Annotated in this window: 18 protein-coding genes and 1 pseudogene; 5 read left to right on the forward strand and 14 right to left on the reverse strand. The window is 67.4% G+C overall.

Annotation, left to right across the window (positions count from 1 at the left end; genetic code table 11):
* Nucleotides 1-73: 73 nt before the first annotated feature.
* The 6 genes from B1964_RS19150 to B1964_RS19175 form a co-directional block, all read right to left on the reverse strand.
* Nucleotides 74-1,417 carry an amidase gene (locus B1964_RS19150; protein WP_079930888.1) on the reverse strand — a complete coding sequence of 448 codons (1,344 nt, stop codon included), beginning with the start codon at nt 1,415-1,417 and terminating at the stop codon, nt 74-76.
* On the reverse strand, nt 1,414-2,220 hold the full coding sequence (locus tag B1964_RS19155; RefSeq protein ID WP_079930889.1) for an ABC transporter ATP-binding protein: 807 nt from the start codon (nt 2,218-2,220) through the stop codon (nt 1,414-1,416). The genes B1964_RS19150 and B1964_RS19155 overlap by 4 nt, the downstream gene beginning before the upstream one ends.
* Nucleotides 2,217-3,011, reverse strand: coding sequence for an ABC transporter permease (locus B1964_RS19160; protein WP_079930890.1), 795 nt, complete (start codon nt 3,009-3,011; stop codon nt 2,217-2,219). Before B1964_RS19160 ends, B1964_RS19155 begins: the two co-directional genes overlap by 4 nt.
* A 98-nt stretch (nt 3,012-3,109) precedes the next feature.
* The gene (locus B1964_RS19165; RefSeq protein WP_172398899.1) at nt 3,110-4,117 is read right to left on the reverse strand and encodes an ABC transporter substrate-binding protein; all 1,008 of its coding nucleotides are present in this window, start codon (nt 4,115-4,117) and stop codon (nt 3,110-3,112) included.
* Nucleotides 4,118-4,346: 229 nt separating this feature from the next.
* Nucleotides 4,347-5,093, reverse strand: a complete 747-nt coding sequence (locus B1964_RS19170) for a FadR/GntR family transcriptional regulator (RefSeq protein ID WP_253194071.1) — start codon at nt 5,091-5,093, stop codon at nt 4,347-4,349.
* A 58-nt stretch (nt 5,094-5,151) separates the two neighbouring features.
* Nucleotides 5,152-8,523, reverse strand: a complete 3,372-nt coding sequence (locus B1964_RS19175) for a DEAD/DEAH box helicase (RefSeq protein ID WP_079930893.1) — start codon at nt 8,521-8,523, stop codon at nt 5,152-5,154.
* A gap of 161 nt (nt 8,524-8,684) precedes the next feature.
* Here B1964_RS19175 and B1964_RS19180 point away from each other — a divergent pair, with 161 nt between their 5' ends.
* The 5 genes from B1964_RS19180 to B1964_RS19195 all read left to right on the forward strand — a co-directional run bounded on the left by B1964_RS19180 (nt 8,685) and on the right by B1964_RS19195 (nt 15,265).
* Nucleotides 8,685-10,304, forward strand: coding sequence for a long-chain fatty acid--CoA ligase (locus tag B1964_RS19180; protein ID WP_079930894.1), 1,620 nt, complete (start codon nt 8,685-8,687; stop codon nt 10,302-10,304).
* 28 nt (nt 10,305-10,332) lie between these two features.
* Nucleotides 10,333-12,270: a hypothetical protein gene (locus tag B1964_RS19185; RefSeq protein ID WP_253194068.1), complete on the forward strand. Its 1,938-nt coding sequence runs from the start codon at nt 10,333-10,335 to the stop codon at nt 12,268-12,270.
* Nucleotides 12,212-13,093: a helix-turn-helix transcriptional regulator gene (locus B1964_RS31120; protein ID WP_253194069.1), complete on the forward strand. Its 882-nt coding sequence runs from the start codon at nt 12,212-12,214 to the stop codon at nt 13,091-13,093. Before B1964_RS19185 ends, B1964_RS31120 begins: the two co-directional genes overlap by 59 nt.
* Before the next feature lie 147 nt (nt 13,094-13,240).
* Nucleotides 13,241-13,849, forward strand: a complete 609-nt coding sequence (locus tag B1964_RS19190) for a hypothetical protein (RefSeq protein ID WP_079930895.1) — start codon at nt 13,241-13,243, stop codon at nt 13,847-13,849.
* Nucleotides 13,850-13,861: 12 nt separating this feature from the next.
* Nucleotides 13,862-15,265, forward strand: a complete 1,404-nt coding sequence (locus tag B1964_RS19195; RefSeq protein ID WP_079930896.1) for a carotenoid oxygenase family protein — start codon at nt 13,862-13,864, stop codon at nt 15,263-15,265.
* Here B1964_RS19195 and B1964_RS19200 read toward each other — a convergent pair.
* The 8 genes and pseudogenes from B1964_RS19200 to B1964_RS19235 form a co-directional block, all read right to left on the reverse strand.
* The gene (locus tag B1964_RS19200) at nt 15,160-16,566 is read right to left on the reverse strand and encodes an NtaA/DmoA family FMN-dependent monooxygenase (protein ID WP_079930897.1); all 1,407 of its coding nucleotides are present in this window, start codon (nt 16,564-16,566) and stop codon (nt 15,160-15,162) included. The genes B1964_RS19195 and B1964_RS19200 overlap by 106 nt on opposite strands.
* Nucleotides 16,563-17,603: an LLM class flavin-dependent oxidoreductase gene (locus B1964_RS19205; protein ID WP_079930898.1), complete on the reverse strand. Its 1,041-nt coding sequence runs from the start codon at nt 17,601-17,603 to the stop codon at nt 16,563-16,565. The genes B1964_RS19200 and B1964_RS19205 overlap by 4 nt, the downstream gene beginning before the upstream one ends.
* A gap of 1 nt (nt 17,604) precedes the next feature.
* The gene (locus tag B1964_RS19210) at nt 17,605-18,639 is read right to left on the reverse strand and encodes an aldo/keto reductase (RefSeq protein WP_079930899.1); all 1,035 of its coding nucleotides are present in this window, start codon (nt 18,637-18,639) and stop codon (nt 17,605-17,607) included.
* A gap of 35 nt (nt 18,640-18,674) precedes the next feature.
* Nucleotides 18,675-19,697, reverse strand: coding sequence for an aldo/keto reductase (locus tag B1964_RS19215; RefSeq protein WP_079930900.1), 1,023 nt, complete (start codon nt 19,695-19,697; stop codon nt 18,675-18,677).
* A gap of 46 nt (nt 19,698-19,743) precedes the next feature.
* The gene (locus B1964_RS19220) at nt 19,744-20,949 is read right to left on the reverse strand and encodes an acyl-CoA dehydrogenase family protein (RefSeq protein WP_079930901.1); all 1,206 of its coding nucleotides are present in this window, start codon (nt 20,947-20,949) and stop codon (nt 19,744-19,746) included.
* Nucleotides 20,946-21,866 (reverse strand): LLM class flavin-dependent oxidoreductase, encoded by a 921-nt coding sequence (locus B1964_RS19225; protein WP_253194070.1) that lies wholly within the window; start codon nt 21,864-21,866, stop codon nt 20,946-20,948. The genes B1964_RS19220 and B1964_RS19225 overlap by 4 nt, the downstream gene beginning before the upstream one ends.
* Nucleotides 21,867-21,918: 52 nt before the next feature.
* Nucleotides 21,919-23,157, reverse strand: coding sequence for an LLM class flavin-dependent oxidoreductase (locus tag B1964_RS19230; RefSeq protein WP_079930902.1), 1,239 nt, complete (start codon nt 23,155-23,157; stop codon nt 21,919-21,921).
* Nucleotides 23,154-23,501: pseudogene (locus B1964_RS19235) on the reverse strand (acyl-CoA dehydrogenase); the annotation flags it as partial. The pseudogene B1964_RS19235 and the gene B1964_RS19230, both read right to left, overlap by 4 nt.

The following is a 23,501-nucleotide window of genomic DNA, read 5'->3' on the forward strand; positions in this document are numbered from 1 at the left end:
CTCCGGCCCCGCCCTCGCAGATCACGCGGGTACTCGGCGACACCGCGACCGCCTCCCACACCGGTCGACTGAATCATGATCTCCGTCCTGCGCTGTGCAGAGTCGACTCCGATGCGCTCTGGTTCAACGTGCGCTGCCCAGTGGTCGCAGCCAGTGCCTGAGCGAGATCGCACAGGTCGAGCTCGCCACCGGGCGCACCCACGAGCTGCACCGAGATCGCGCGCTCGCCATCCACCGGCATCGTCATCGCCGGTAGGGCGGTCAGTGATACGGCGCGCAGGTGCGCCATCAGGGCATGGCCTTCCACTCGGACGCCGTCGACCTCCACACCCGCGCCGAACGGTAACGCGCCAGCCGCGGCGCAGGGCATCAGAATAGCGTCGTAGGAGGTCATGGCCTCCCGAAGGCGCTCCCGAAGGCGCAGCGCAGTGGTCCACGCGTCGCGGATCTCGTCGTCGATCACGACGTGGCCAGGGGCGTCCGCCAACACCTCGCGCGTCTGATCACACAGCAGATCCTCATTGCCCCGGACCACAGCGGCCACATCAGACTGATCGTCGAGCCGGGCGCGCAACAGGTTGTAGGTGTCGATGGCCCCGGCAAAGACGTCCTCGGCCATATCGACGGTGTACCCCCGCTCGGTGGCCCGCGCCGCAACCTCGACCACCGCAGCGCGGACCTCACGCGAGATCGGGGCGATCTCGGTGCCGAAGGAGAGCAACAGCCGTCGCGTCCGCGCGCGAGGAATACGGAAATCACACACGGCGTCGGTGGCTCGCCGCAGCGTCTGCGGATCTCGCGCCATCACGCTCACGGTCTCCAGGTGGTTCAGTCGCCACGGTGCAGAACCGCTCCCGGTGGGAGCGCGCCGTGTGGCACCAAGACCGCCGATACGGCCGTCGAGGGGCACTGCGCCGATGCCCGTACGCAATCCGTGGATTCCGAGCGCCTGGGCGGGCCAGCGGGCCGATCCGCCGTAGTCGCCGGCGATGGCGAAGTCGGCGATTCCGGTTGCGACGGCCACGGCATCACCGCCACTGGACCCGCCGGGCGAGAGATCGTCCCGAAACGGGTGCAGGACACGACCACCCAGTCGGGTCTCGGTGTCGATACCGAATCCGAACTCCGCACAGTTGGACTTGCCGACGAACACCGCGCCGGCCTGCCGTGCCCTGGCGACGGCCGTCGCTTCGACAGTCGGCCGATAACCCTGCAGAACGAGACTGCCTGCGCGCGAGGGCACTCCGCGCACCGCGAACAGATCCTTCACACTGAACTGCAGGCCGTGCAGCGGCCCGGGAGGCGCCGACGCCGCCGCCGCGCGGATCGCATAGGGGTCGAAATGGACCATGCAATTGGTCCAGACGTATTCCTCGTGGCACGCCAGGACGTCGGTGATCCGGTCATGTGTGCTCACCGCGTCCGCTCACGTTCGGCGCGGACACCGGCTTCGATACGGTCGGCGATGGCCCGGCGCAGTGCGTTGAAGTCGGGTGCGGTCACGTCGCGTGGATGGGGTGAGCGGACCTCGAAGATCTCGGTCACCTTGCCATCGGCCATGGTGGCCACCCGATCGCTGAGTACCAGCGCCTCCTCGATCGAGTGGGTGACGAACAACGTGGTGACGTTGCGTTCCTGCTGCAGACGCACGGCCAGCTCCTGCATTTCGCGTCGGACGTAGGCGTCCAGTGCAGCGAAAGGCTCGTCCATCACCAAGACGTCGGGACGCATGGCCAGTGCCCGTGCGATACCGACGCGCTGCGCCATACCTCCCGACATCTGGTGCGGATACCGGCCGGCGGCATGTTCGAGGCCCACCTCCGCGAGTTGCTCGATGGCACGGCTCTTCCGTTGCGAGCGCGATAGTTTCAGATGGCGCATACCCTCGGCGACGTTGCCTGCCGCAGTGAGCCACGGGTACAGCGTCGGCGACTGGAACACGACGGCGCGGTCGGGGCCGGGGCCGCCGACGTCGCGGCTACCGATCCGGACCGTTCCCGCGTCCGGGCGCTCGAACCCCGCAAGCAGATTGAGCAGGGTGGTCTTGCCCGTTCCGCTGGGGCCGAGCAGGGAGAAGAACTCCCCGGCTTCGATGTGCAGCGAGCAGCGGTTCAGCGCGGTGGTGCAGCGCCCCTTCTGCCAGTACTGCTTGGTCACGTCATCGAGGTGGACCGAGGTTGCCGCGGTGGCGGCTCGCACCTCTGCGGGGGTGGCACTCATGCGCGAACTCCTGTCGCGGTGTGCCAGCGTAGGGCCGACGAACTGATCGCACGCAAGATCATGTCGGTCGCCAGACCGCAGATCCCGAGAACGATCATGGCGGCGAACACACCCGGGTAGTCGAGGTAGTTGTAACAGTTCCAAATCGTGTATCCCAAACCCGAACGGACAGCCAGCATCTCGGAGGTCACGGCCATCATCCAGGCCAGGCCTAGACCGATCCGCAGGCCGCCGACGATTCCAGGGAGTGCCGCGGGTAACACGATGGCGAAGGTGACGCCGAGCCGTCGACGCCCCATCATCCGCGCCGCACGGACCAGATCGCGCGACACTCCCGAGACCGCCACCGTTGCCGATGCCGCCACCGGGAACACCGCACCGAGAAACACCAAGAAGTAGTTGGTGAGCGAGCCGATGCCCAACACGACGATGCACACCGGAATCCAGGTGGTCGGCGGAACAGGCCCGAGGATCCGCATGGTGGGCGTGAGAAGTTCGTCTGCCCATCGGGATACACCGATGAGGAGGCCGAGGAGAACTCCGACGACGGCGGCCGAGACGAAGCCGATGCCCACTCGCTCGAGGGTCGCGGCGGTGTCGGTCAACAACTTTCCGCTGTAGAACATCCCTCCTTTCGATCCGGTCGCCCAATCGCCGAGGGTCGCCAGCACCATCGACGGCGAGGGGATCAAGGCCGTCGGGAATACTCCCGCCCGCACGATCAGGTCCCAGCCCAGGAGGATCAGGATGGGGACCACCGTCCCCACGAGGACTCTGCGCACCACGCTCATCGAACCGGCTCTTCGTCGATGTTGCTTGGGCGCCAACGGCTCCGGCGGATCTACCACCCCCGTGGCCGACGGTGTGTCACTTACCACCAATACCTCACTCACTGGTTGTCTCCGAGTTCGGCGGGTGAACTCCCGGTCGCTTCCGACAGCGGTGTGTAGTCGACGTGGTCGCGCAGTTGCGCTGCGGTCAGCGACTCGGGAATCAGCTTCTGTGCGTACATCGCGTTGGCGATCGCCTCGATCTGACTCATCGGCATGTCGTAGTCCGGGCTGAGCTGCGGCATCGCCGCAGAGATCGCGGCGTCGGGTACGTTGGTGTATTTCTTGATAGCCGCGACCCACGCTTGCTGTCCGGCAGTGGTTTTCAGATACGGCACGAGCTTGCTCATCCCCTTGGCGATCTCTTTGACCTTGTCGGGGTGCTCGGTGAGGTAGGTCTTGCTGACCACGACGACGTTGGTGAGGTCACCCGCCGGCTGGTCATAGGGGTAGGCGAAGTGCTGGGCGAATTTCTTGTCGATGATCTCAGCGGCGAAGGGCTGTGCCGGGATAGCGGCGTCGACGGACCCGTTCGACAGCGCCTGTCCCATTCCCTCGTAGGGAACGTTGGTCATCTCGACGTCGGTGTTCGGGTCGATTCCCTTGGCGGGCAACTCGAGTCGTAGCTCGATATCTTGCACGGTGCCGAACTGCGAGGCGATCTTGAGCGGCTGCCCCTCGGACTTGGCCTTGCGGGCCGCGGTCACGAAGGCCGGCCAGTCGTTCTCAGCGAGGTGCAGGGCGGGACTGGTGACGAAATCCGAGCCGCCGTTGACCTGGCCGCTGATGGCCACAATCGGTAGCCCTTTGGAGGCCAAACTGACCAGCGCGGTGTAGTCGATCTGCCCGACGCTGATTCGGCCCGACGCCAGACCTGTGCTGAGGTCGGTCAGCTTGGTGAAGTTCTGATAGGTCACCTTCTGCCCGGGCATCTGATCGGGAAGCAACGACATCGCAAGACAGTGCGCGCACTGCGGCGATGCGACGACGATCTCGTCCGAGGCCGCGCTGTCGCCGCTACCGCAGGCGGTCAACAACGCCGCGGACAGGGCGACCGCGGCCGTCATGGTCGAGAGGGTCCTGGTGAATTGTTTCCGGCGCATGGGACGCGCTCCTCCATCTCAATGACGATGATTCGTACGGTCATCGACCGACAAGCATCACGGTATGGCCGCGCAATTGCCCGACCGTAACGCAAAGATCACTGATGATTACAGAGGTGGTCGGACCAATTCTGTGGACATACGTCGGCAAGAGAGCTACCGCTGCGCTATCACCGCCCCCGGCTCCCCCGGCTCACCCGCGTCGACGAGGTGCCCGGGCTATTGGCGAGTCGTCGGCGCCGAAGAGATCGCCACCGATCCTGCGCAGGTGGAGCTCCATCGCCTCGGCAGCGCCGTCGGCGTCACCGAGGGCGATGGCCTCGAGAATCGCCCGGTGTTCGTCGGCTTGTACGTCGGGCTGGTTGGTCGTCGTGCTCGATCCGTTCAGCAGCGCCCACATCGGGTGCGACGCCACGTCCACGAGCTGGCGGGTCACTCCGGCGATGACCGAATTGCCGCAGTACCCGGCGAGTTCGGAGTGGAACGCTTGACTGAGCTGGAAGTAGTTGCCGAAACCACTACGCAGCACCTGCTGGGTCTGTGCGGTGTCCGAGGCGTCGATGAGCGCGGTGAGCCGGCGGATCTCGTCGAGATTGAGACGACCCGCGCACATCCGGGCCATCGTTGGCTCGAGGTGCAGCCGCGCCTCCAGGAGCTCGTTCGGCGAGGCGTCGAGCAACCCCAGGGCGGGATTGTGCATCCGATGCCCCTGCGCGGTGACGTAGCACCCGGAGCCACGCCGGATCTCCACGACGCCGAACAGTTCCAGCGCCAGGAGCGCATCTCGTACCGTCGGTCGCGACGTCCCGCACTCCACGGCCAGATCCCGCTCGTTGGGGAGGCGGTCACCAGGGCTCAGACGTCCCGCGCTGATGGCCGTCAGCACCTGGTTCACGACCTGCATGTACTTGCGGCCACTTCCCGGCGACTCCGGCATCATCTCCGACACGTCGACAGCGTAATCGGTCCGACCACTTGGTGCAGGATCGGCCACCGCGCTACTTCCCCCCGATCAACTCCCGGATGTCGTCGGCGCCGATCGCCGACCCGAACAGGTCGCCGTCGTCGACCACTGCGGTGAACAGTTCGCGCTTGCGATCTTGTAGCGCAACGACTTTCTCCTCGATCGTGCCCGCCGACACCAGGCGGTAGACGTTGACCGGGCGGGTCTGTCCGATGCGGTGGGCGCGGTCGACTGCTTGGGCTTCGGTTGCCGGGTTCCACCACGGGTCGCAGACGAAGCAGTAGTCGGCCTCGGTGAGGTTCAGCCCGAAGCCACCGGCCTTGAGACTGATCAGGAACACCTGCGTCTTACCGCTGGTGAAGCGCTTGATCTCCTTGGCGCGCTGGGTCGCCGACATCGACCCGTCGAGGTAGCTGACGTCGAGACCCATATCGACCAGCCGCTCCTCGATGAGCCGCAGGAATCCGGTGAACTGGCTGAACACCAACGCGGAGTGGCCTTCTGCGATGAGGTCCGGGAGTTGTTCGGCCAGGTAGTCGATCTTCGCCGACGCGATCCCGGCATGCTGATCCTCGACGAGTCCGGCGTGCAAACTCAGCTGCCGCAGCATGGTCAGCGACCGGAAGATCGCGAAGCGGTTCTCGTCGAAGTCGCCGAGCAACCCGAGCACCTTCTGCCGTTCCCGGGTCAGGCGGGTCTGATAGATCTTGTCGTGCTTGGTGTTCAGATCGATCGAGAGAACCTGCTCCTGCTTGGCGGGCAGATCCGCGGCGACCTGCTCCTTGGTGCGGCGCAGCATCACGGGCCGAATCCGGCGGCGCAGCAACGCCAGCCGCTCGGGCTCCACCCCGGATTCGATGGGCTTGCGGAAGTACTCGGTGAACGTCTTCGGTGACGAGAACAACCCGGGCGCGGTCAGCGACAGCAACGACCACAACTCCATCAGGTTGTTCTCCATCGGGGTGCCGGTGATGGCGAGTTTGAACTCGGCCCGCAAGCGTCGAGCGCACTGGTGGCCCTTGGAGTTGTGGTTCTTGACGAACTGGGCTTCGTCGAAGATGACGCCGGTCCAGTCGGCCTCGTCGAACTCCTCGAACCCGATGCGCATCAACGCATACGAGGTGATGACGATCTGTCGGCCGGCGATCCGCTCGGCGAGCGGGACCCCGACGCGGGCGCTGGTGGCGGTGACGGTGAGGACCTCGAGGTCGGGCGTGAAGCGTGCCGCCTCGGCGGCCCAATTGGAGATGACGCTGGTGGGTGCGACCACCAGGAATCGGCCGTCGGGTTCTTCCTGTAGTGCCGTCGCGATCATCGCCAACGTCTGCACGGTCTTGCCCAACCCCATGTCGTCGGCGAGGATGCCGCCAATCCGGTTCTCCCACAGGAAATTCAGCCAATTCAGCCCTTCGGCCTGATAGTCGCGCAGTTCGGCGGTGAAGCCCTCGGGAAGCGCACACGGTGCGGGCGGTTGCGCTGCGGCGAGGCGTTTCATCCGCCTCTCCCACACGGCGAGCTCCTTGTCGACGACGCCGAGTGCCATCAGCTCGTCCCACAGGGTGGCGTTGTGGGAGCGTTGGCGTACCTTGCCGTTCTCGAGTTCGCCGAGCGCACGGGCCTCGTCGATGAGTTCGGCCAGCCGCTTCAGTTCCGGATTGTCCAACGCGAAGTAGATGCCGTTGGGTAGCAGCATGTGGGTGGCCTTGCCGGACAGTTCCCGTACGACGTCGGCAAGGGCGACCTTGTTGCCACCGATGTCGATGGTGATGGTCAGCCCGAACCAGTCGGAATTGCCGAAGTCCTTCCCGCCGAACGAGATCTGCGGTGGGGAGTCCGCCTCACGGTAATCGAGCACCTCACCCTCGAAGATCACCTCCACCCCCAGCTCCCGGAGTTGTGGCAGCACCTCGACGTGCAGCATCGCCGCCTCCAGCGGCGCGAATCGCAGCGGCCGGGTGAGCGCCGGGATGTCGGCGGCCTCGATCAGCGACTTGGCCGGCGTGACGAGCAGTCGGTTCAGGTCCGTCGCGCGGTTCAGGTCCGTCGCGTGATTCGACGACGCGATGCGGTGGCGGACAGCTTGCCTCCGCCAGTCGCCGCACAGCGTCGCCGCGTGCATCAGGAGCGGCCTGATGCTCGCCCACGCCTGCTGCTCCGCGTCGAGATCACGAAGCCGCGACGGGTGGTCGACGGGAAAGACCCGTTGGCGTCCGTTGACCTCGTAGGCGACCTCCCAGGTCACCTCGGAGCCCTCGTCGTCGGAGCGGACGGTGAGCTGCAGTTGTGGGCCGCTGACCTCGGCGTCGACCAGCGCATCCTCGACCACCTCGACCGCCATCGACTCGGCCAGCCGCGGAAGCATCTCGGTGGCGAACTCGTCGATGTCGGCTGCGGGGATGCGCGCCGAACGATTCGCGAACAAGTTCTTGAGCGCCTCGATAGACGCCGGCGGGGTGAACGGACCCATGAGCAACGTCTTGTCGGATCGCGCGAAGATCCCGTGTGGCTCGGGGTCGCCGAGGAGCCCGGCGGGGGATCCGTCCCAGATGTGGCCGTCGATCACGAGGTTCGGCGAGACGACGAGTCCGTCGTCATCGCGCGTCACCACCAGCTGCGCCGACGACTCCTTCACCAGTTGCACCTCGGAGGTGCGGGTGGTCTTGGCGTGCGGCACCAACACGACCCCGGCGTCGACCGCGGCTGCGAGCAGGTCCCAGATGTCGGCAGGTGCGTCCTCGAGCCGAAAGACCTGGTCACGGGCGTGGCGGTCACCGATCCGCATGGCACGACCGATGGCCCGTACCCGGCGGAGGTGCTCGGGCACGAAATCCTCGACCGCGCGGTCCTGTCCGGACGATCCCCACACCGACCGAACCTCCGGCTCGATCGAATTCCACGACACCCCGGTGCGAACCCACGAGCCGTTCTTTCCCGGCGTTACCAGACGCAGGGTGGGCCCGGTCATCTTCTTCGGTCCACCGCCGGGCATCTCGATCAGAATGCCCAGCGGTGCGGTCCCGACAGTGGTTGTCGCCTCGTCGCGGACGAGTCCGTCGAGGAGCAGTCGCCAGGGGGCGATCGAGGTGGTGGCGCGCCGCGGCTGTGCGGCCGCACTCGCGGTCAACAGCAGCGCGACGAGGTGCTTGCAGTCGACACCAACCGGGCACGTGCACCACGCGTCGGTGAGGTCGTATTCGCCGCCGACTCTCGAGAAGCTGGCCTCGACGCGATAGACCTTGCCGCGTGAGCCATCACACTGCCCCACCAGATGCCGACCGTCCGCCGTCCAGGTGAGACCAGAGATCCGTCCCTCGTTGGCATACGCCATCCCGCGGGAGACGGTCGGTCCGTCGAACTCCGCGCGGAGGTAGCTCTCGTCCATATCCAGTGGCTGCAGTGGTGCCATGCGCCCGAGAGTATCGAGGGGCTCCGACATTCTCGGGGCATGACGCGGAGGCCTGTGGCAGGTGTGCATGCTGGTCACGGATGTGATCGGCGTAATCTCGCCCATGGTCGCAGGGTGCAATGTCATCCTCGTAAATCAGGCACCACCGATCAGGAGAACTGATGCGCAGCACCATGCAAGACGTCCCGTTGTCGATCGCGCAGATCCTGCGCCACGGCAGCACCGTCCACGGCACCGCCGAGGTCATCACGTGGATGGGAACCGAATCGCGCCGCCGCAGCTACGCCGAGGTGGGGCGCCGTAGCGCCGCACTCGCCAACGCGCTGCGCGGACTCGGCGTCACCGGCGATCAGCGGGTGGGCACCTTCATGTGGAACAACGCCGAGCACCTCGAGGCCTACCTGGCGGTGCCGGCGATGGGCGCAGTGCTGCACACCCTCAACATCCGGCTGTTCCCCGAACAGCTGGTGTTCGTCGCCAACCACGGCGAGGATCACGTCATCATCGTCGACCCGACGCTGCTGCCGCTGCTCAACCCGCAGCTGCCCGAGCTGACGACGGTCAAGCACATCATCGTCACCGGCGAGGACACCTCCGGCGTCGAGGCGCCCGAGGGCATGACGGTCCACTCGTACGAGGCGCTGATCGCCGATCAGCCGGGCACCTTCGACTGGCCCGAGGTCGACGAGCGTGACGCCGCCGCGATGTGTTACACCTCCGGCACCACCGGCGACCCGAAAGGTGTTGCCTACTCCCATCGTTCGATCTATCTGCATTCGATGCAGGTGTGCATGACCGAAGGCCCGGCGCTCAAGCAGGGCGATCGTGCGCTGGCCGTGGTCCCGCAGTTCCACGCCATGTCGTGGGGACTTCCCTACGCGGCGTTCATGATCGGTGCGTCGCTGATCATGCCCGACCGGTTCTTGCAGCCCGAGCCGCTGGCCGCCCTGATCGCCGCCGAGCAGCCGACGTTCGCCGCGGCTGTCCCGACCATCTGGCAAGGGCTGCACCAGTATCTCGAGCAGCATCCGCAGGACATCTCCTCGATGCACGACGTCCTCATCGGCGGGTCGGCGGTGCCGCCGTCGCTGATGCACATCTTCGCCGAGCAGCACGACATCCAGGTGTTGCACGCCTGGGGCATGACCGAGACCTCACCGTTGGGGTCGGTCGCGCGTCCGCCGGCCGGCACCGAGGGTGAGGAGCGCTGGCGCTACCGCTACACGCAGGGCCGGTTCCCGGCGTCGGTGCAGGCGCGCATCGTCGACGACGGCAAGGTGTTGCCGAATGATGGTGAGAGCGTTGGCGAACTCGAGGTCCGCGGACCGTGGATCACCGGCGCCTACTACGGCGTCGACGCCCCGGAGAAGTTCGACGACGGCTGGCTGCGCACCGGCGACGTCGGCACCATCACCCCCGACGGTTACCTCACGCTGACCGACCGCACCAAGGACATCATCAAGTCCGGCGGCGAGTGGATCTCGTCGGTGGATCTGGAGAACGCCGTCATGGGGCATCCCGACGTCATCGAAGCCGCCGTCATCGGCGTCCCCGACCCCAAGTGGGACGAGCGGCCGCTGGTGGCCGTGGTGCTGCGCGAGGGATCTGACGCCACGCCGGACTCGCTGCGAGAGTTCTTGTCCGACAAGGTCGCCAAGTGGCAGCTGCCGGAGAACTGGACGGTCATCAACGAGGTCCCGAAGACCAGCGTCGGCAAGTTCGACAAGAAGCGCCTGCGCTCGCAGTACCACGACGGCGGGTTGTCGGTGACGCAGCTCTGAGGGTGGGGGTCCGTCTACCCTGAACCCCATGGCGCGAGTGCACAAGCAGGGCCGTCGCGAGCTGATCGACGATCTTCGCGCGGCCCTGTCCACGGCACTCGCGCCGACCGGCACCTCTCGGGGCGCCACAAAGGCCCCGGCGCCGACGACGCTGATCCTCACCGCCGGCCCGGGTGCCGGTAAGTCGCACACGCTGGCGCAGTTGCGGTCCGAGGTCGATGTGCGGACGACGTGGACCTCGGCCCACGAGTTGTCGTGGCGGCAACCGTTCACCGTCGCCGCTGCACTCGTCGGCACCGAGCTGCCCGCGGACATTCCCGACGGCTACGGCGACACCCTCTACGACCACGTCGACGCGATGTGCGCCGACGGGCCACTGGCGCTGTTCCTCGACGACGCGCATCATGCCGATGCGGAGTCCCTCACCCTGCTCACGCGGTTGTCGGCGGCGGCGCGTGATCTACCGCTGGTGGTGGTCGTCGGACGCCGACCGCTGCCCGAACGAGAACTGTTGACCCGCTTGGCCGCTCGCCCGACGGCGCGCGAATGGTCGCTACCGCCGATGTCGGGCAACGAGATCGCCGCAGTGTGCCGCGAGGTCGTCGGCGCCGAGCCGGACCGCGCACTGCTCGGCGCGCTCGCCGCGGCTCATGGCAATCCGATGCACGCGATCTCGCTGCTGCGCACCCTCGATCAGTCGGGCGATCTGATCATCACCGACGGCCGCGCCACCCTGGGCGCCGGGGCCAGTGCCCGTGTGTCGACGGGCGATCGCGATGCCGTCGCCGAGCATCTGGCCCTGCTGGATTCGCGGGCTCGCGATCTGACGCAGAAGCTCGCGGTGTGGGGTGGACCGGCGACACTCGTCGATCTCGCCGCCATCGACAACGCGGCGCCGGCCTCTCTGATCGGTGCCGCCCAGTCGGCCACCGACGCCGGCATCATCACCACCGACGACGACGGGACCCTGTCGTTCACCCACGATCTGTACGCCGATGTCACCTACCAGCAGCTCGCGCCGGCATTCCGCACGATCCTGCACGACGCCATCGCCGATCTGCCGCAGACCCGCGGCGATCACCAGCGCGAAACCCATCACCGACTAGCCTCCGGGACCGACCCGAACGCCATCGCCGACGCGGTCCGCCGGGCTCGGGATGACCTCACCCACTCACCTGCAGTGGTCGTCGACCTCCTCGATCCCCTCGCCCGGCAGGGCGACACCGCAACGGGCGTGCACCTGCCGCTCTCGGTCGCCCTCGCGCGCACCGGACAGCTCACTCGCGCTGCCACCACCGCCACCGAGGGGCTCGCGCACAGCACCGACCCCGAGGAATTCGCCGGCCTGCGCGGTGTCCAGCTGTTCGCGCTCGTCGCGCGCGGCGAGACCCACCAAGCCCGGGCGCTCGTCGACGAGACCCTGGCCCTGCCGATCGACGACTCGGTCGCCGAACGCCTCGGCGATCTCCGAAGACATGTCGGGCTCCTCGAAGGGCTCTCGCCGGTCCCGACGACCCCGTTCGTCGACGTCTCCACCGACCTGAGCCGACGCTCGGCACCCGGATTGACCACCGAGGGGCTGCGTCTGTTCCTCTTGGGACATCTCGACGCCGGGCTGCAGCTGACCTTGCAGGCCCTCGGCCCGCGAGACCACCGACCCGGCCGGCCGTGGACCGCACCCCACCTCTGCCGACATCTGGCCGCCGCTGATCGAACTCTACGCACGCGGCCCGGCCGCGGCCGACGATCTCCTCACCGGTATGACCCGACTACGGACCAGCCGGGGCACCGACTGGATGACCGCATATCACGAATTCACCCGGGCAGGAATAGAACTCGGACTCGGACACCTCGACAATGCGGCCGCCACCTGGGATGCCGGACTGGAGCTGGCCGCCGGCGCCGACATGGGGTGGACGTCGCTGGCCGACGGCGGGCGCGCGATGATCGACGTCCTGCGCGGTGACCTCGCCGCAGCAGCCGCACGACTCGACGACTGGTCATCCGGCGACGCGCCCGACCAGTTCGGCATCAAGGTGCACGACCGCGTGCAGACCCTGCTGCTGGAATCCCGGCGCAAACTGCGTCCCGCCGCCGCGGCGGCCAGCGCCAACTGGGCCTCACTGATGCAGCGACGGCTGTTCACCCACGCCACGACGTTCTCCCTCGACTTCGCCCGGATCGGCACCCGAGCCCAGGACCTGGGCCTCGTCGAGGCGGTCGCCGACGGCCTCGCCGCATCCGGAGCCACCGAGCTGCCCTACCTCCGAGCCGTCGCGGCGTTGGCCGGCGCCCGCTGCGATGCGTCGCTCGGGCGCCGTGATCTGCGCGCGGTGGTCGAGGTGGGCCAAGAATCGGCGGAGGTCCTGCACGCCGCGGGCGATCAATTGGTCGAGGCCTCCGCCTGGGAAGAAACTGCTTGTGCCGCAGCAGCTCTGGGTGACACCGAAGCCGCTCGGGAGTACGCGCGGACCGCGCTGATGCTCACCCAGGGCATGGGCGCGGTCACCGCGTCATCCCGGATCGTCTCCCGCCTGCGGCCGATGGGTGTACGCATGGACCCGAACACGGTCCGCGACCGGCCCACCCACGGCTGGGACAGTCTGACGCCCACCGAACGCACCGTCGCCGACCTGGTGGCGACGGGAGCCTCCGGCGCCGACGTCGCCGACCAACTGTTCATCTCGCCGCGCACCGTCCAGACCCATGTGTCGCACGCACTGGCGAAACTGGGGCTGAAAACCCGCGTCGAGCTGGCCGCTTACGTCGCCGGACGGCATCGCGACTGACCCGACCCAGGTCCCGTTGGCAGAGAAATCTCCGTGGTTGGCAGAGAAATCTCAGTGATGACACAGATGTCTGCGTCATCGGCACGGACGAGAGTGGACAACAGAACGGCACACCACCGGCCGACCACTCCGACAAGGACACACGCCATGAACGCACTGCTCATGATCCTGGGGCTCGCCCCCTGGTTCGTCTTCTCGCTCGTCGCCCAGAACACCGGCGACAACGTCGCCCTCGCCGCAGGGGTCGCGTGCGCGATTGCCTTCGCAATGGCCGCGTGGGGCGCCTTCCGCGGCCGCAGCTGGAAGATCCTCGACGTCACCGCCATCGCCGTCTTCGGCATCCTCGCCGTGGTCGGGCTCTTCGCCGGCGATCAACTCAACGTCACACTCACCAACTTCGCGCGCGGCGGACTGACATTCGTGCTGGCCGCGATCATGCTGATCTCGGCATTCACCATTCCCTTCACCGAGCAGTACGCCCGCGAGAGCGTCGATCCGGCACTGTGGCATTCACCGATCTTCCGTGAGAAGAACCGTCGGATCAGCCTGGTGTGGGCGGGCGCGGTGTTCCTCATGGGCTGCTCCCACGTCGTCTCCGGAGTTCTCGCCGACCACGCCGCACCCGGCACCGCTCCGGGCAACGTCATCCTCAACTGGGTGATCCCGATCGTGCTGATCGTCCTGGCCGTCAAGCAGACCCAGCGCATCGCCGGTGCCCAGGTCCTCGCCACCGCCACCTCCTCGCATCAGGCCTGAAAGGCGCCCGCCATGAGTCTCACCTCGCCCTCCACCCGGCCGGCCCCGGTCGACCTCGCTCACCACAGCCACCTCACCGGGGTGTTCGCCCCGCAACGCGAGGAGGTCGACGTCGCCGACCTCACCGTCCACGGTGACCTGCCAAACAACCTGCGCGGCAGCTATCTTCGCAACGGCCCCAACCCCCGCTTCGACCCGATCGGCTCCTACGTCTATCCGCTCGACGGCGACGCGATGGTGCACCGCATCAGCATCGCCGACGGCGCGGTGCGTTACACCAACAGATTTGTCCGCACCCCGATGGTTGTCGCCGAAGAGGCTGCCGGACAAGCACTCTGGTCGGGAATCACCGACGGCTACGCGCCGGGCGCCGACGAAGTCGGACCGGAGCTCGCGGGCACCTTCCGCCAATTGCCCGACATCAACATCGTCTCGCACTCGGGACGTCTGATGGCGATGGCCGAATCCGACCGCCCCTTTCTGCTCGACCCGGCAGACCTCTCGACGCTCGGCCCGACCGACTGCGCGGGCGCGATGACCGTGGGCAGTACCGCCCACCCTAAGCTCGATCCGGCCACCGGCGAGCTGGTCCTGTTCAACTACGCCCTCGACGCGCCGTACCTCACGTGGTCGGTGATCGTCGCCGACGGAACGGTCACCCGCACACCCACTCCCGTCGACGGGCTGACCGAGCCGGTGATGATTCACGACATGGCGCTCACCGAACGCTATGTGGTGCTGTTCGTGTGCCCGCTCGTCTTCGACATCGAGGCGATGCTCACCGGTGGCTCGCTGCTGTCGTGGCGTCCCGACGACGGCACCCGGATCGCGCTGATCCCCCGCGACGGCGGCCCGATCCGGTGGGTACAGACCGATCCGTTCTGGGTGTGGCACTTCGCGAACGCCTTCGACAATGCCGACGGCACCGTCACCGTCGACTACGTCGAGTGGACCTACCCCGGCGGCTTCGCCGACGTGAAGCGCCCGGCGTCGTCGACCCTGACCCGCGCGGTGATCGACCCGAACCGCGGGATCGTCCGGACCGTCCTGAGCGACCACGCACACAACATGGAGTTCCCGCGCGTCGACGACAGGCTGCTCACCGAGAACCATCGCCGGATCGCCACCGTCGGGCACGGACCCCACGACAGCGGCGTCCGAGACAGCCTCTGGTTCCACGACCTGGCCGCCGACACCGAAACCTGTTGGACCCCTGGTGTTGCCATCGGTGAGCCGATCTTCATCCCGGGCGAGGGCCACGACTACTGGGGTGCGATCGGCACCGATACCGAGTCGATGCGCTCGAGGTTCTATCTCCTCGACGCCGACCGGCCGGCCGACGGACCGATCGCAACGGTCGACCTGCCGATCCGCGTGCCGGCGGGGCTGCATGGGGCGTGGGGGGCCGGGGACTGAGGGAACGGCAGCCCGAAGCGCTCGCGGAGTGTGCGTGCGGGATACGTACGGTGAAACAGACCGCGTTCCTGCAGGATCGGGACGACGAGCGTCGCGAAGTTCTCGAAGTCGACAGAGGTGTCGGCGGGCATGATCGTGAATCCGTCGGCGGTGCCGGCCTCGAACCAGGACTGCAGGTCGTCGGCGACCTGCTCGGGTGAACCGACCACCAGCCGGTGGCCGGAACCCCCGGCGCCGGACTGCACCAATTGCCGTGGCGTGCGCGGTGACTGCGCGATGAGAGCGCGGGTCGAGACACTGAAGCCGGTCGAGAACGCGGTACCCGGGATGGCATCGGGCAGATCATGGATCGAGATCGGGTCATCGGGGCCGAACGATCCCGGTGGCAGACCGAGGTTCGCGACCAGCTCGTTGGTGAGCCGGTCGATCGGCAGGGTCGCGTAGAGTTCGTCCGCGCGTCGCGCCGCCTCGTCGGCCGTCGCACCGACCAGCACGACGACACCGAGCGACACCTTGACGTCGTCGGGATGACGTCCGTCCGCGGTGGCGCGGCGTCGGATCTCGTCACGGAATGCTGTTGCCTTGTCTTTTGTTTGGGCGACGGTGAACACGACGTCGGCGTACTGACCGGCAAGTCGGAGTCCGCCCTCGGAACCACCGGCCTGCACGATCACCGGGCGCCCCTGCGGGCCGGGCGCGACAGGCAGCGGCCCGGCCACCGAAAAGAACTCCCCCACATGGTCGATCGACGCGATCTTCGCCGTGTCGGCATAGCGACCGGACTGTTTGTCGGCGATGAGCCAGTCGGGTTGCCAGCTGTCCCAGAGTCGTGTGGCGACCTCCAGGAACTCCGATGCCCGCCGATACCGGGATTCCTTGTCAGGGTGGGCGGGCAGGCCGAAGTTGGCTGCGGCCGCCGGTGTTCCGGTGGTGACGATGTTGACCGCTGCGCGCCCCTTGGTCACATGATCGAGTGCCTGGAAGCGCCGCGCCAGGTTGTAGGGCGAGTTGTAGGTGGTCGACGCGGTGGCCACGATGCCCAGGTTCTCGGTGACCGCGGCCAGAGTGCCGAGCAGCACAGCCGGATCCAGACCGGTACCAGGAGCTTCGGCGATCTCGCCGCGCAGCGCGGGGCCGTCCCCGAGGAACACCGCGTCGATGGTGGCGGCCTCGGCGATCCGCGCGAGCCGCTGGAAGTGGTCGATGTCGAGGTAGGCGAGCGGATCGACGTGCGGCAGCCGCCACGCCTGCCGGAAGTGACCCGGCGTCATCAACGAGATGGTGAGGTGAAATCCGGTCATACCTGGCTTCTTTCGGACGGTGTCCACCCCAGCAGCGGCGCCAGGTCTCGGGCGGTGGACTCCAGCAGTCGGAGATGTTCGTCGAGGTCGGGCACCCCGGGGACGAAGCTGATGAGCAGATCGGTGGCCTCACCGACCGCGGGGTCGGCGGCCAGCGCCTCGGCGATGGAGTAGGCCGGGCCCAGCAGCGCGCGGTCGGCGGCCAGGTACTCCTCCACACTCTGCGCATGTTTGGGGGCACCCGAGGTACTCCAGCTCCGCCACCGATGGACGCCCGGCGTCACGAGCCGGACCGCTTCGGCGCGGTCGGGATGTGGATAGACGGCCCGCGACACCTGGATTCGTGGCGGGTGCCGGGTGTCGGTCCACGCGGCTCGATACGACGAGATCCACGATGCCTGCGCGGCTTGCGCGTCCTCGACCGTCCCGCCGCTCCACGCGTTGGCCCGCGAGAGCTGCAGACCGTCACCGGCGAGCGCGGCCGCCGCGGCGGAGGCGTGCGCATAGTCCGGGTTGCTGGTGGTGGCCTGCCACAGTCGGCGGCGCACACCGTCGCCCGGCGGGTACAGGGATTCGCCCGCCGCATTGACCGGTGCACCCTCCAACACCTCGTGCAGGCGCGACACCGACTCCCCGAAGATCCGTTGACGATCGGCCAGGTCCTTCCCGAACGCCTCCCACGCGCCCGGGAAGGGGCCCGACCCGACACCGAGTTGCAGCCGTCCACCCGAGAGGGCATCGACGGTGGCGGCGTCCTCGGCGACCCGCAGCGGGTCCTCGAGCGGCAGGACGAGCACACCGGTTCCGAGCCCGATCCGCTTGGTGTGCTGGGCGATTGCTCCGAGTGCCACCAGCGGTGCGGAGATCTGTTCCTTGCCCTGCCGGAAGTGCCGCTGGATCACCCAGCCCGAGTCGAAGCCCAATTCCTCTGCGGCGACGAAGATGTCGATGGTCTCGCGGTAGGCCTGGGCCACCGGTAGATCGTTGTCGAGGTGCAGGAGGAAGTTGAGCCGCAGCGGCCGCTTTCGCTCGCTCATGTCACAGGTTCAGTCCGGTGCCGTGCACACCGTGTTCGTCGATGAGGGCCAGCTCGTCGGCGGTGAACTCCGGGAAGTCGAGTGCCTTGAGATTGTGATCGAGCTGCCAGGTGGAGCTTGCGCCCACCAGCGCCGAGGTGACCGCCGACTGCCGCAGCACCCATTGCAACGCCAACTGCGCCAACGACTGTCCGCGCGCCTCGGCCAGCTTGTTGAGCTCATTGGCGCGCTGCCGGTAGGTGTCGTCGATGACGTCCGGGCTCAGGAAGGTGCTGTTGACCGCGCGGGCGCCGTTGGGGATCGATTCCAGGTACTTGTTGGTCAGCAACCCCTGGGCCAGCGGCGAGTACACGATGAGTCCGAACCCTTCCTGCTCGGCGAGATCGAGGAGCCCGTTCTGTTCGACGCGACGATCGAAGATCGAATACCGCGGCTGGTGGATCAGCAGGGGAACACCGGCCTCCCGCAACAACTCCGCGATCTGGTGAGCACGATCGGGCTGGTAGTTGGAGATCCCGACGTAGAGCGCCTTACCCTGCGTCACGGCCGAGGCCAGGGCACCGACAGTCTCCTCGAGCGGTGTCGACTCGTCGGGGCTGTGGTGGTAGAAGATGTCGACGTAGTCCGTGCCGAGATCACGCAGACTGTGTTCGAGGGAGGACAGCAGCGACTTGCGCGAGCCACCCTTCTGATAGGGACTGGGCCCGATGGCGTTGCCCGCCTTGGTCGACAGGATGATCTCGTCGCGGTACGGCGCGAGATCCTTCGCGAGGACGCGACCGAAGTTCTTCTGCGCCGCACGGTGCGGAGGGCCGTAACGGTCGGCGTTGTCGAAGTGGGTCACGCCCAGATCGAAGGCATGCAGAATGATCTCGCGTTGGGTCTCGAACGGGTAGTCGGTGCCGAACTTCTGCCACAGCCCGAACGAGAACGACGGGAGATCGAGACCGGACCGGCCGGTCCGGCGGTACGGGATGTTGTCGTACCGGGTGGGTTCGGCGGTGTAGGTCAGCTCGGTGGGTCCGAAGGTAGCCATCGGTCAATGCCTTTCGTGGTTGTGCGGGTCGGTGTTCAGCGACGCAGAGCGGCGGGTTGCAGGGAGGGTGTGTCGCGGCCGGTGTCGCGATCGTGGAATTGGGTTCCGGGCTCGACGATCTCATCGATGCGGTCCAGGACGTCGTCGGTGAGTCGGATGTCGACGGCCTTGAGGTAGGCCTCGAGGTGTTCCTGAGTGCGTGGGCCGATGATCACACTGCTCACCGCAGGATGGTTGAGCGCGAACGCGATCGCGAGTTCCACCAGCGACAGACCGTTCTCCTCGGCGAGGTTCGCCAGCGCGTCGGCCGCACGGAGCTTGCGTTGATTGGCCGACGCCGCGATGTCGAAGCGTCCCGGGATGAGTTCGGAGCGAGCCGATTCCGGTTGCCCGGCACCCACCCGGTACTTCCCGGACAGCCAGCCGGCCGCGAGCGGCCCGTACGACAGCACGCCGACCCCGTACTTCTGGACGGTCGGGAACACCTCACGCTCGACGCCACGCACCAGCAACGAGTACGGCAGTTGCTCGGTGTGGGGTGCGATCAGCCCGTACCGCTCGGCCAGCCAGTGCGCCTCCACCTGCTGATGCGCCGGAAACACCGAGGTCCCGTAGTACAGGATCTTGCCCTGGCGGATGAGGTCGTTGAGTGTCTGGAGCGTCTCCAACAGCGACGTCGCAGGGTCTGGTCGATGGGCCTGGTACAGATCGATCCGGTCGGTCCCGAGACGGCGCAGACTGTCCTCCACGGCGCGGGTGATCCAGCGTCGGGAGTTGCCCGCCTGGAACGGATTGTTCCCGATCGTGCCGTGGAACTTGGTGGCCAGGAACAGGTCGTCACGGCGTCCGGCGATCGCCTTGCCGACGACTTCCTCGGTCACGCCCTGCGCGTACACGTCGGCGGTGTCGACCGAGGTGATCCCGGCGTCGAGGGCGGAGTGGATGATCCGGATGCTCTCGTCTTCCTCCTGCCATCGTCCGAAGTTCATGGTGCCGAGGGTGAACGGGGTGATGGGGACCCCGGTACGGCCCAGGGTGCGGGTGACCTCGATGGTCATGGGGTGCCTTTCACTGCGTGATCGGTGCGGGTGGGGTGGGTGGTGATCAGAAGAGTCCGGTGGTCGGCGGCTCCTCGCCGGTCAGGTGCCAGGCGCCGGCGACGGCCGCTTTCCATTGGCGCGGATTGTGATTGGCGGCGGTGCGCGCGTTGCGCCAGTGCCGGTCGAGGCCGAGGTCGCGGTCGGTGATGGAGGCACCTCCGACGTCGAAGAGCAGTTCGGCTGCGCGCAAGGATGATTCGATGGCCACCACGCCTGCCTGTGCGACCGTCACCGCAGCTGCGGCTCCGGCTCGGCGCGCGTCATCTCCCGTTCGGCCCTGCACGTCGGCGACGGCGTCGGCTCCGAGCAGCACGACGGCGCGCGCAGCCTGGGCGCGGGCGGCGATCTCGCCGACGGTCACACGCACATACGGATCGTCGACACTCTTCTCGGCGGTGCTGTGTTTGATGGGTCGGGCCTTCTCGCGGACGAACCAGGTGGCATCGTCGAGAGCGCGGGCGGCGATCCCTGCTTGTACCGCAGCGAGATACAGCTGGGCGAAAGCGCCCTGCCATGGGTTGTCGGGGCCCGGATTGTCGGCAAGTACCACTTCGTCATCGGACACGTGCACGCCGTCGAGGATCGTGGTGCCGCTCTGGGTGAGCCGTTGGCCGATGGCGTCGAAGTCGTCGAGACGCTCGACACCGGGTCGGTCGGTGGGCACGGTGAAGCGCAGCACGGCGCCGTCGTCGGTGCAGGCCTGCGCGGAGAAGTACGACGCGTACAGACCGCCGGTGGAGTAGTACTTGCGGCCGTTGATCACGTAGCCGTCGTCGGTGCGGGTCGCGGTGGTCGCGACGCTGCCGCCTGCTCCCCCGTTGCGTTCGTTGGCCGTTCCGGCGAACAGCGCACCACTGCGTAACCTGGCCAAGCTGACCTCGCGGAACGGGAGATCGTGGCGTCCGGCGACTTGATTCGCGAGCAAGAAGGTGCCGCGAAGTGCCTGGGCCACATTGGAGTCGGCGCGGGCGATGTCGATGATCACCTCCACGACATCGCGGACCGATCCGCCGGCCCCGCCCTCTTCTCGCGCGATCCCGGTCAGCGCGACCCCGGCCTCGGCGAGGGCGCGCACGTCGTCGAATGCGAAGTCCCGAGCGTCCTCCCGGGCCCGCGCGGACGCCGCGAGCCGCGCCAGGATCGGTACGATCGCCGACCGAATGCCGCTCGGTGTCAACGTGGTTCGCGGTCCGAGATCAAGTGCCGTCATCGAACGTACTCCTCGGCGGCGGGGAGACCGAGCGTCTCCCGAAGATACTGTGGCGTGGTCCGGTCGGATTTTCGGACGATGTCTTCGAGGGTGCTGATCGTGTCGTCGACACCTTCGTGCGCAGCGAGCACGACACCGCTGACCGTGCTCGATGCCAGAGCTGCCCGCACGGTGTCGGGATCGTCGATGCCGATGCGGCTCAGTATCGCGACCTCCCGCCGAGGGCGTCCGGCGCGCGCGAGCGCATCCGCCAGCGCCGATTCGGCGTCGCCGATCCCGGCATGGTCGACGATGACCGCGTCGGCGACACCCGCGATGCGGTCCCACCCCACCGCGTCGGCGTTGTCGGCGAGCAGCACCGGACGGCCCTGCGGCGACGACGGACCGTCCAGCGGCCCGGCAACACGATAGAAGACGCCGTCGTGGCCGATGGGCCGGATGAGCGCGTCGTCGGCGACGATTCCCGCCGCCTGGTCACCCCGGAGTGCTTCCGCGGGAAACGACTTCCACAGCGCGGCGAGGATCTCCGCGTATTCCGCCCAGCGCGACGCCGAGTCGGAGTCGGCGCTGTCCGGTCGCGGTGCGGCCGGATCGCTGACCTCGTCGCCGACACCGGTCCGCAGCGTCAGGCCCACGCGTCCGCCGGTGGCCCGATCGATGGACAGCACCCGTCGAGCCAGGTTGTAGGGCGCGTTGTGGGTGGTCGCGACATCGACCAGATAGCTGATCCGCCGATACTCCCCCGCCAGGTACGCCCCGACGACCGACGGATCGAGCGTCGGCACACCGCCTGCACGATCGACCAGCCGGATCGCGTCGATCCCGGACGCCTGTGCCGCCGCCACCAACCGCTCGGCGTCGGGCAACGAGACCTGGCCCGGGCCCTCGCCCACTGCGAGTTCGAGAATGACACTCACGTTCTTCTCCTCATCGGAACTCCTCGGATCGGCGTCCCCACCGATCCCTATGTCATTGGGCACTGACAAGGGTTTTCGGTGCCTCGCGCCGGATCGGCGGCACCGGTAGACCCAGGTGGCCGCGCAGGGTGTCCGACTCGTAGTCGGTGCGGAACAGTCCCCGCCGCTGCAGTTCCGGAACGAGGTGATCGGCGAAGTCGTCGAATCCGGAAGGCAGGACGTCGGGCATGACGTTGAAGCCGTCGGCGGCACCGGCGCGGAACCAGCGTTCGATGTCGTCGGCGATCTGCTCGGGTGTGCCGACGACGATCCGATGACCTCCGCCGCCGGAGAGCTTCTTGAGAAGCCCCCCGAGAGTGGGGTTCTCGCGGTCGATGATCTCCCGCACCACCCGATAGAAGGTTTGCGAGCCGCCCGCCTCGTCCGCGTCGACGAGCAGTTCGCGGGGAATCGGCTCGGCGTCGTCGAGCCCTTCGAGAGAGAAGCCCAACTGGCCGGAGAGTCGTTGGCGGGCATAGGCATCGGGAAGCAGGGCATCGAGGGTCTCACGGCGCTCGAATGCCTCGGCCTCGGTGCTGCCCAGCACCGTCGACAGTCCCGGCAAGACCACGATCTCATCCGGATCGCGCCCGAACGATGCTGCACCGGTGCGCAATTCCGTACGGAAGGCCCGCGCCGAGTCGATGTCCTGATCGGCGGAGAAGATCACCTCGCCGACCCGGGCGGCCAGACGTTTGCCGTCACTGGACCCGCCGGCCTGCACCACCACGGGACGGCCCTGCGGCGACACGAGCCGGGTACGCGCCGCCCATTCGGCGACCACCCGGTCGACGAAGTCGGCGGCGCGTTGGTAGCGCAGGGCGTGGTCCGGTTCGGCGTCGCGACCGAAGTTGCGGGCCGCGACCGGTCCGGCGGTGGTGACCACGTTCCACCCGAACCGACCACCACTGAGATAGTCGAGATCGCCGAGACGCCTGGCCAATTCGTCGGGGTCGTTGTACGACGACGACAGCGTGCCGATCAGTCCGATGTTCTCCGTCTGCGCGGCGATACGCGCCAGCACCGACGTCGGCTCCAAATTGTTGCCGGTGCGATGGCGGATGCTGGGATCGAGAAGCGGCCCGTCGGCCAGGAAGACGGCGTCCAAACGTGCCTGTTCGGCCTTGTGGGCGATCGAGGTGTAGTGCTCGATGCGGTAGGCAGAGAGGCCGTCGGTGTTCGGAAATCGCCAGGAACCGCCGAAGACACCGGCATTGAGGATGTTGACGTTGAGATGCAGTTGCCGGGTCATGAGTTGTCCTTGAGGTGGTGGAGGTAATAGCCCGATACCGGGGCGGTGCCGTTGACCCGGAAGTCGCCGACCACGCGCGCCTTGTAGATGACCGGGTTGTGCGACGCCAGGGTTCGCGCGTTACGCCAATGCCGGTCGAGGTGAACGCCGTTGCGGACCGTCGACGAGCCACCGGCGTCGAATGCGCGCGACGCCGCCTCGAGCACGGCATCGATCACCCCGACCTGAGCTGTCGACGTGGTCAGGTACGCCCGCGCGAAGGCGTCCTCGGACCCGGCGTCGTGCGCCGACTCGAGGGCGGCTGCCGCGGTCTGCGTGAGCGACGACGCGGTCAACACGGCGAC

The organism is Gordonia sp. i37 (assembly GCF_002043085.1).
Lineage (GTDB): Bacteria > Actinomycetota > Actinomycetes > Mycobacteriales > Mycobacteriaceae > Gordonia > Gordonia polyisoprenivorans.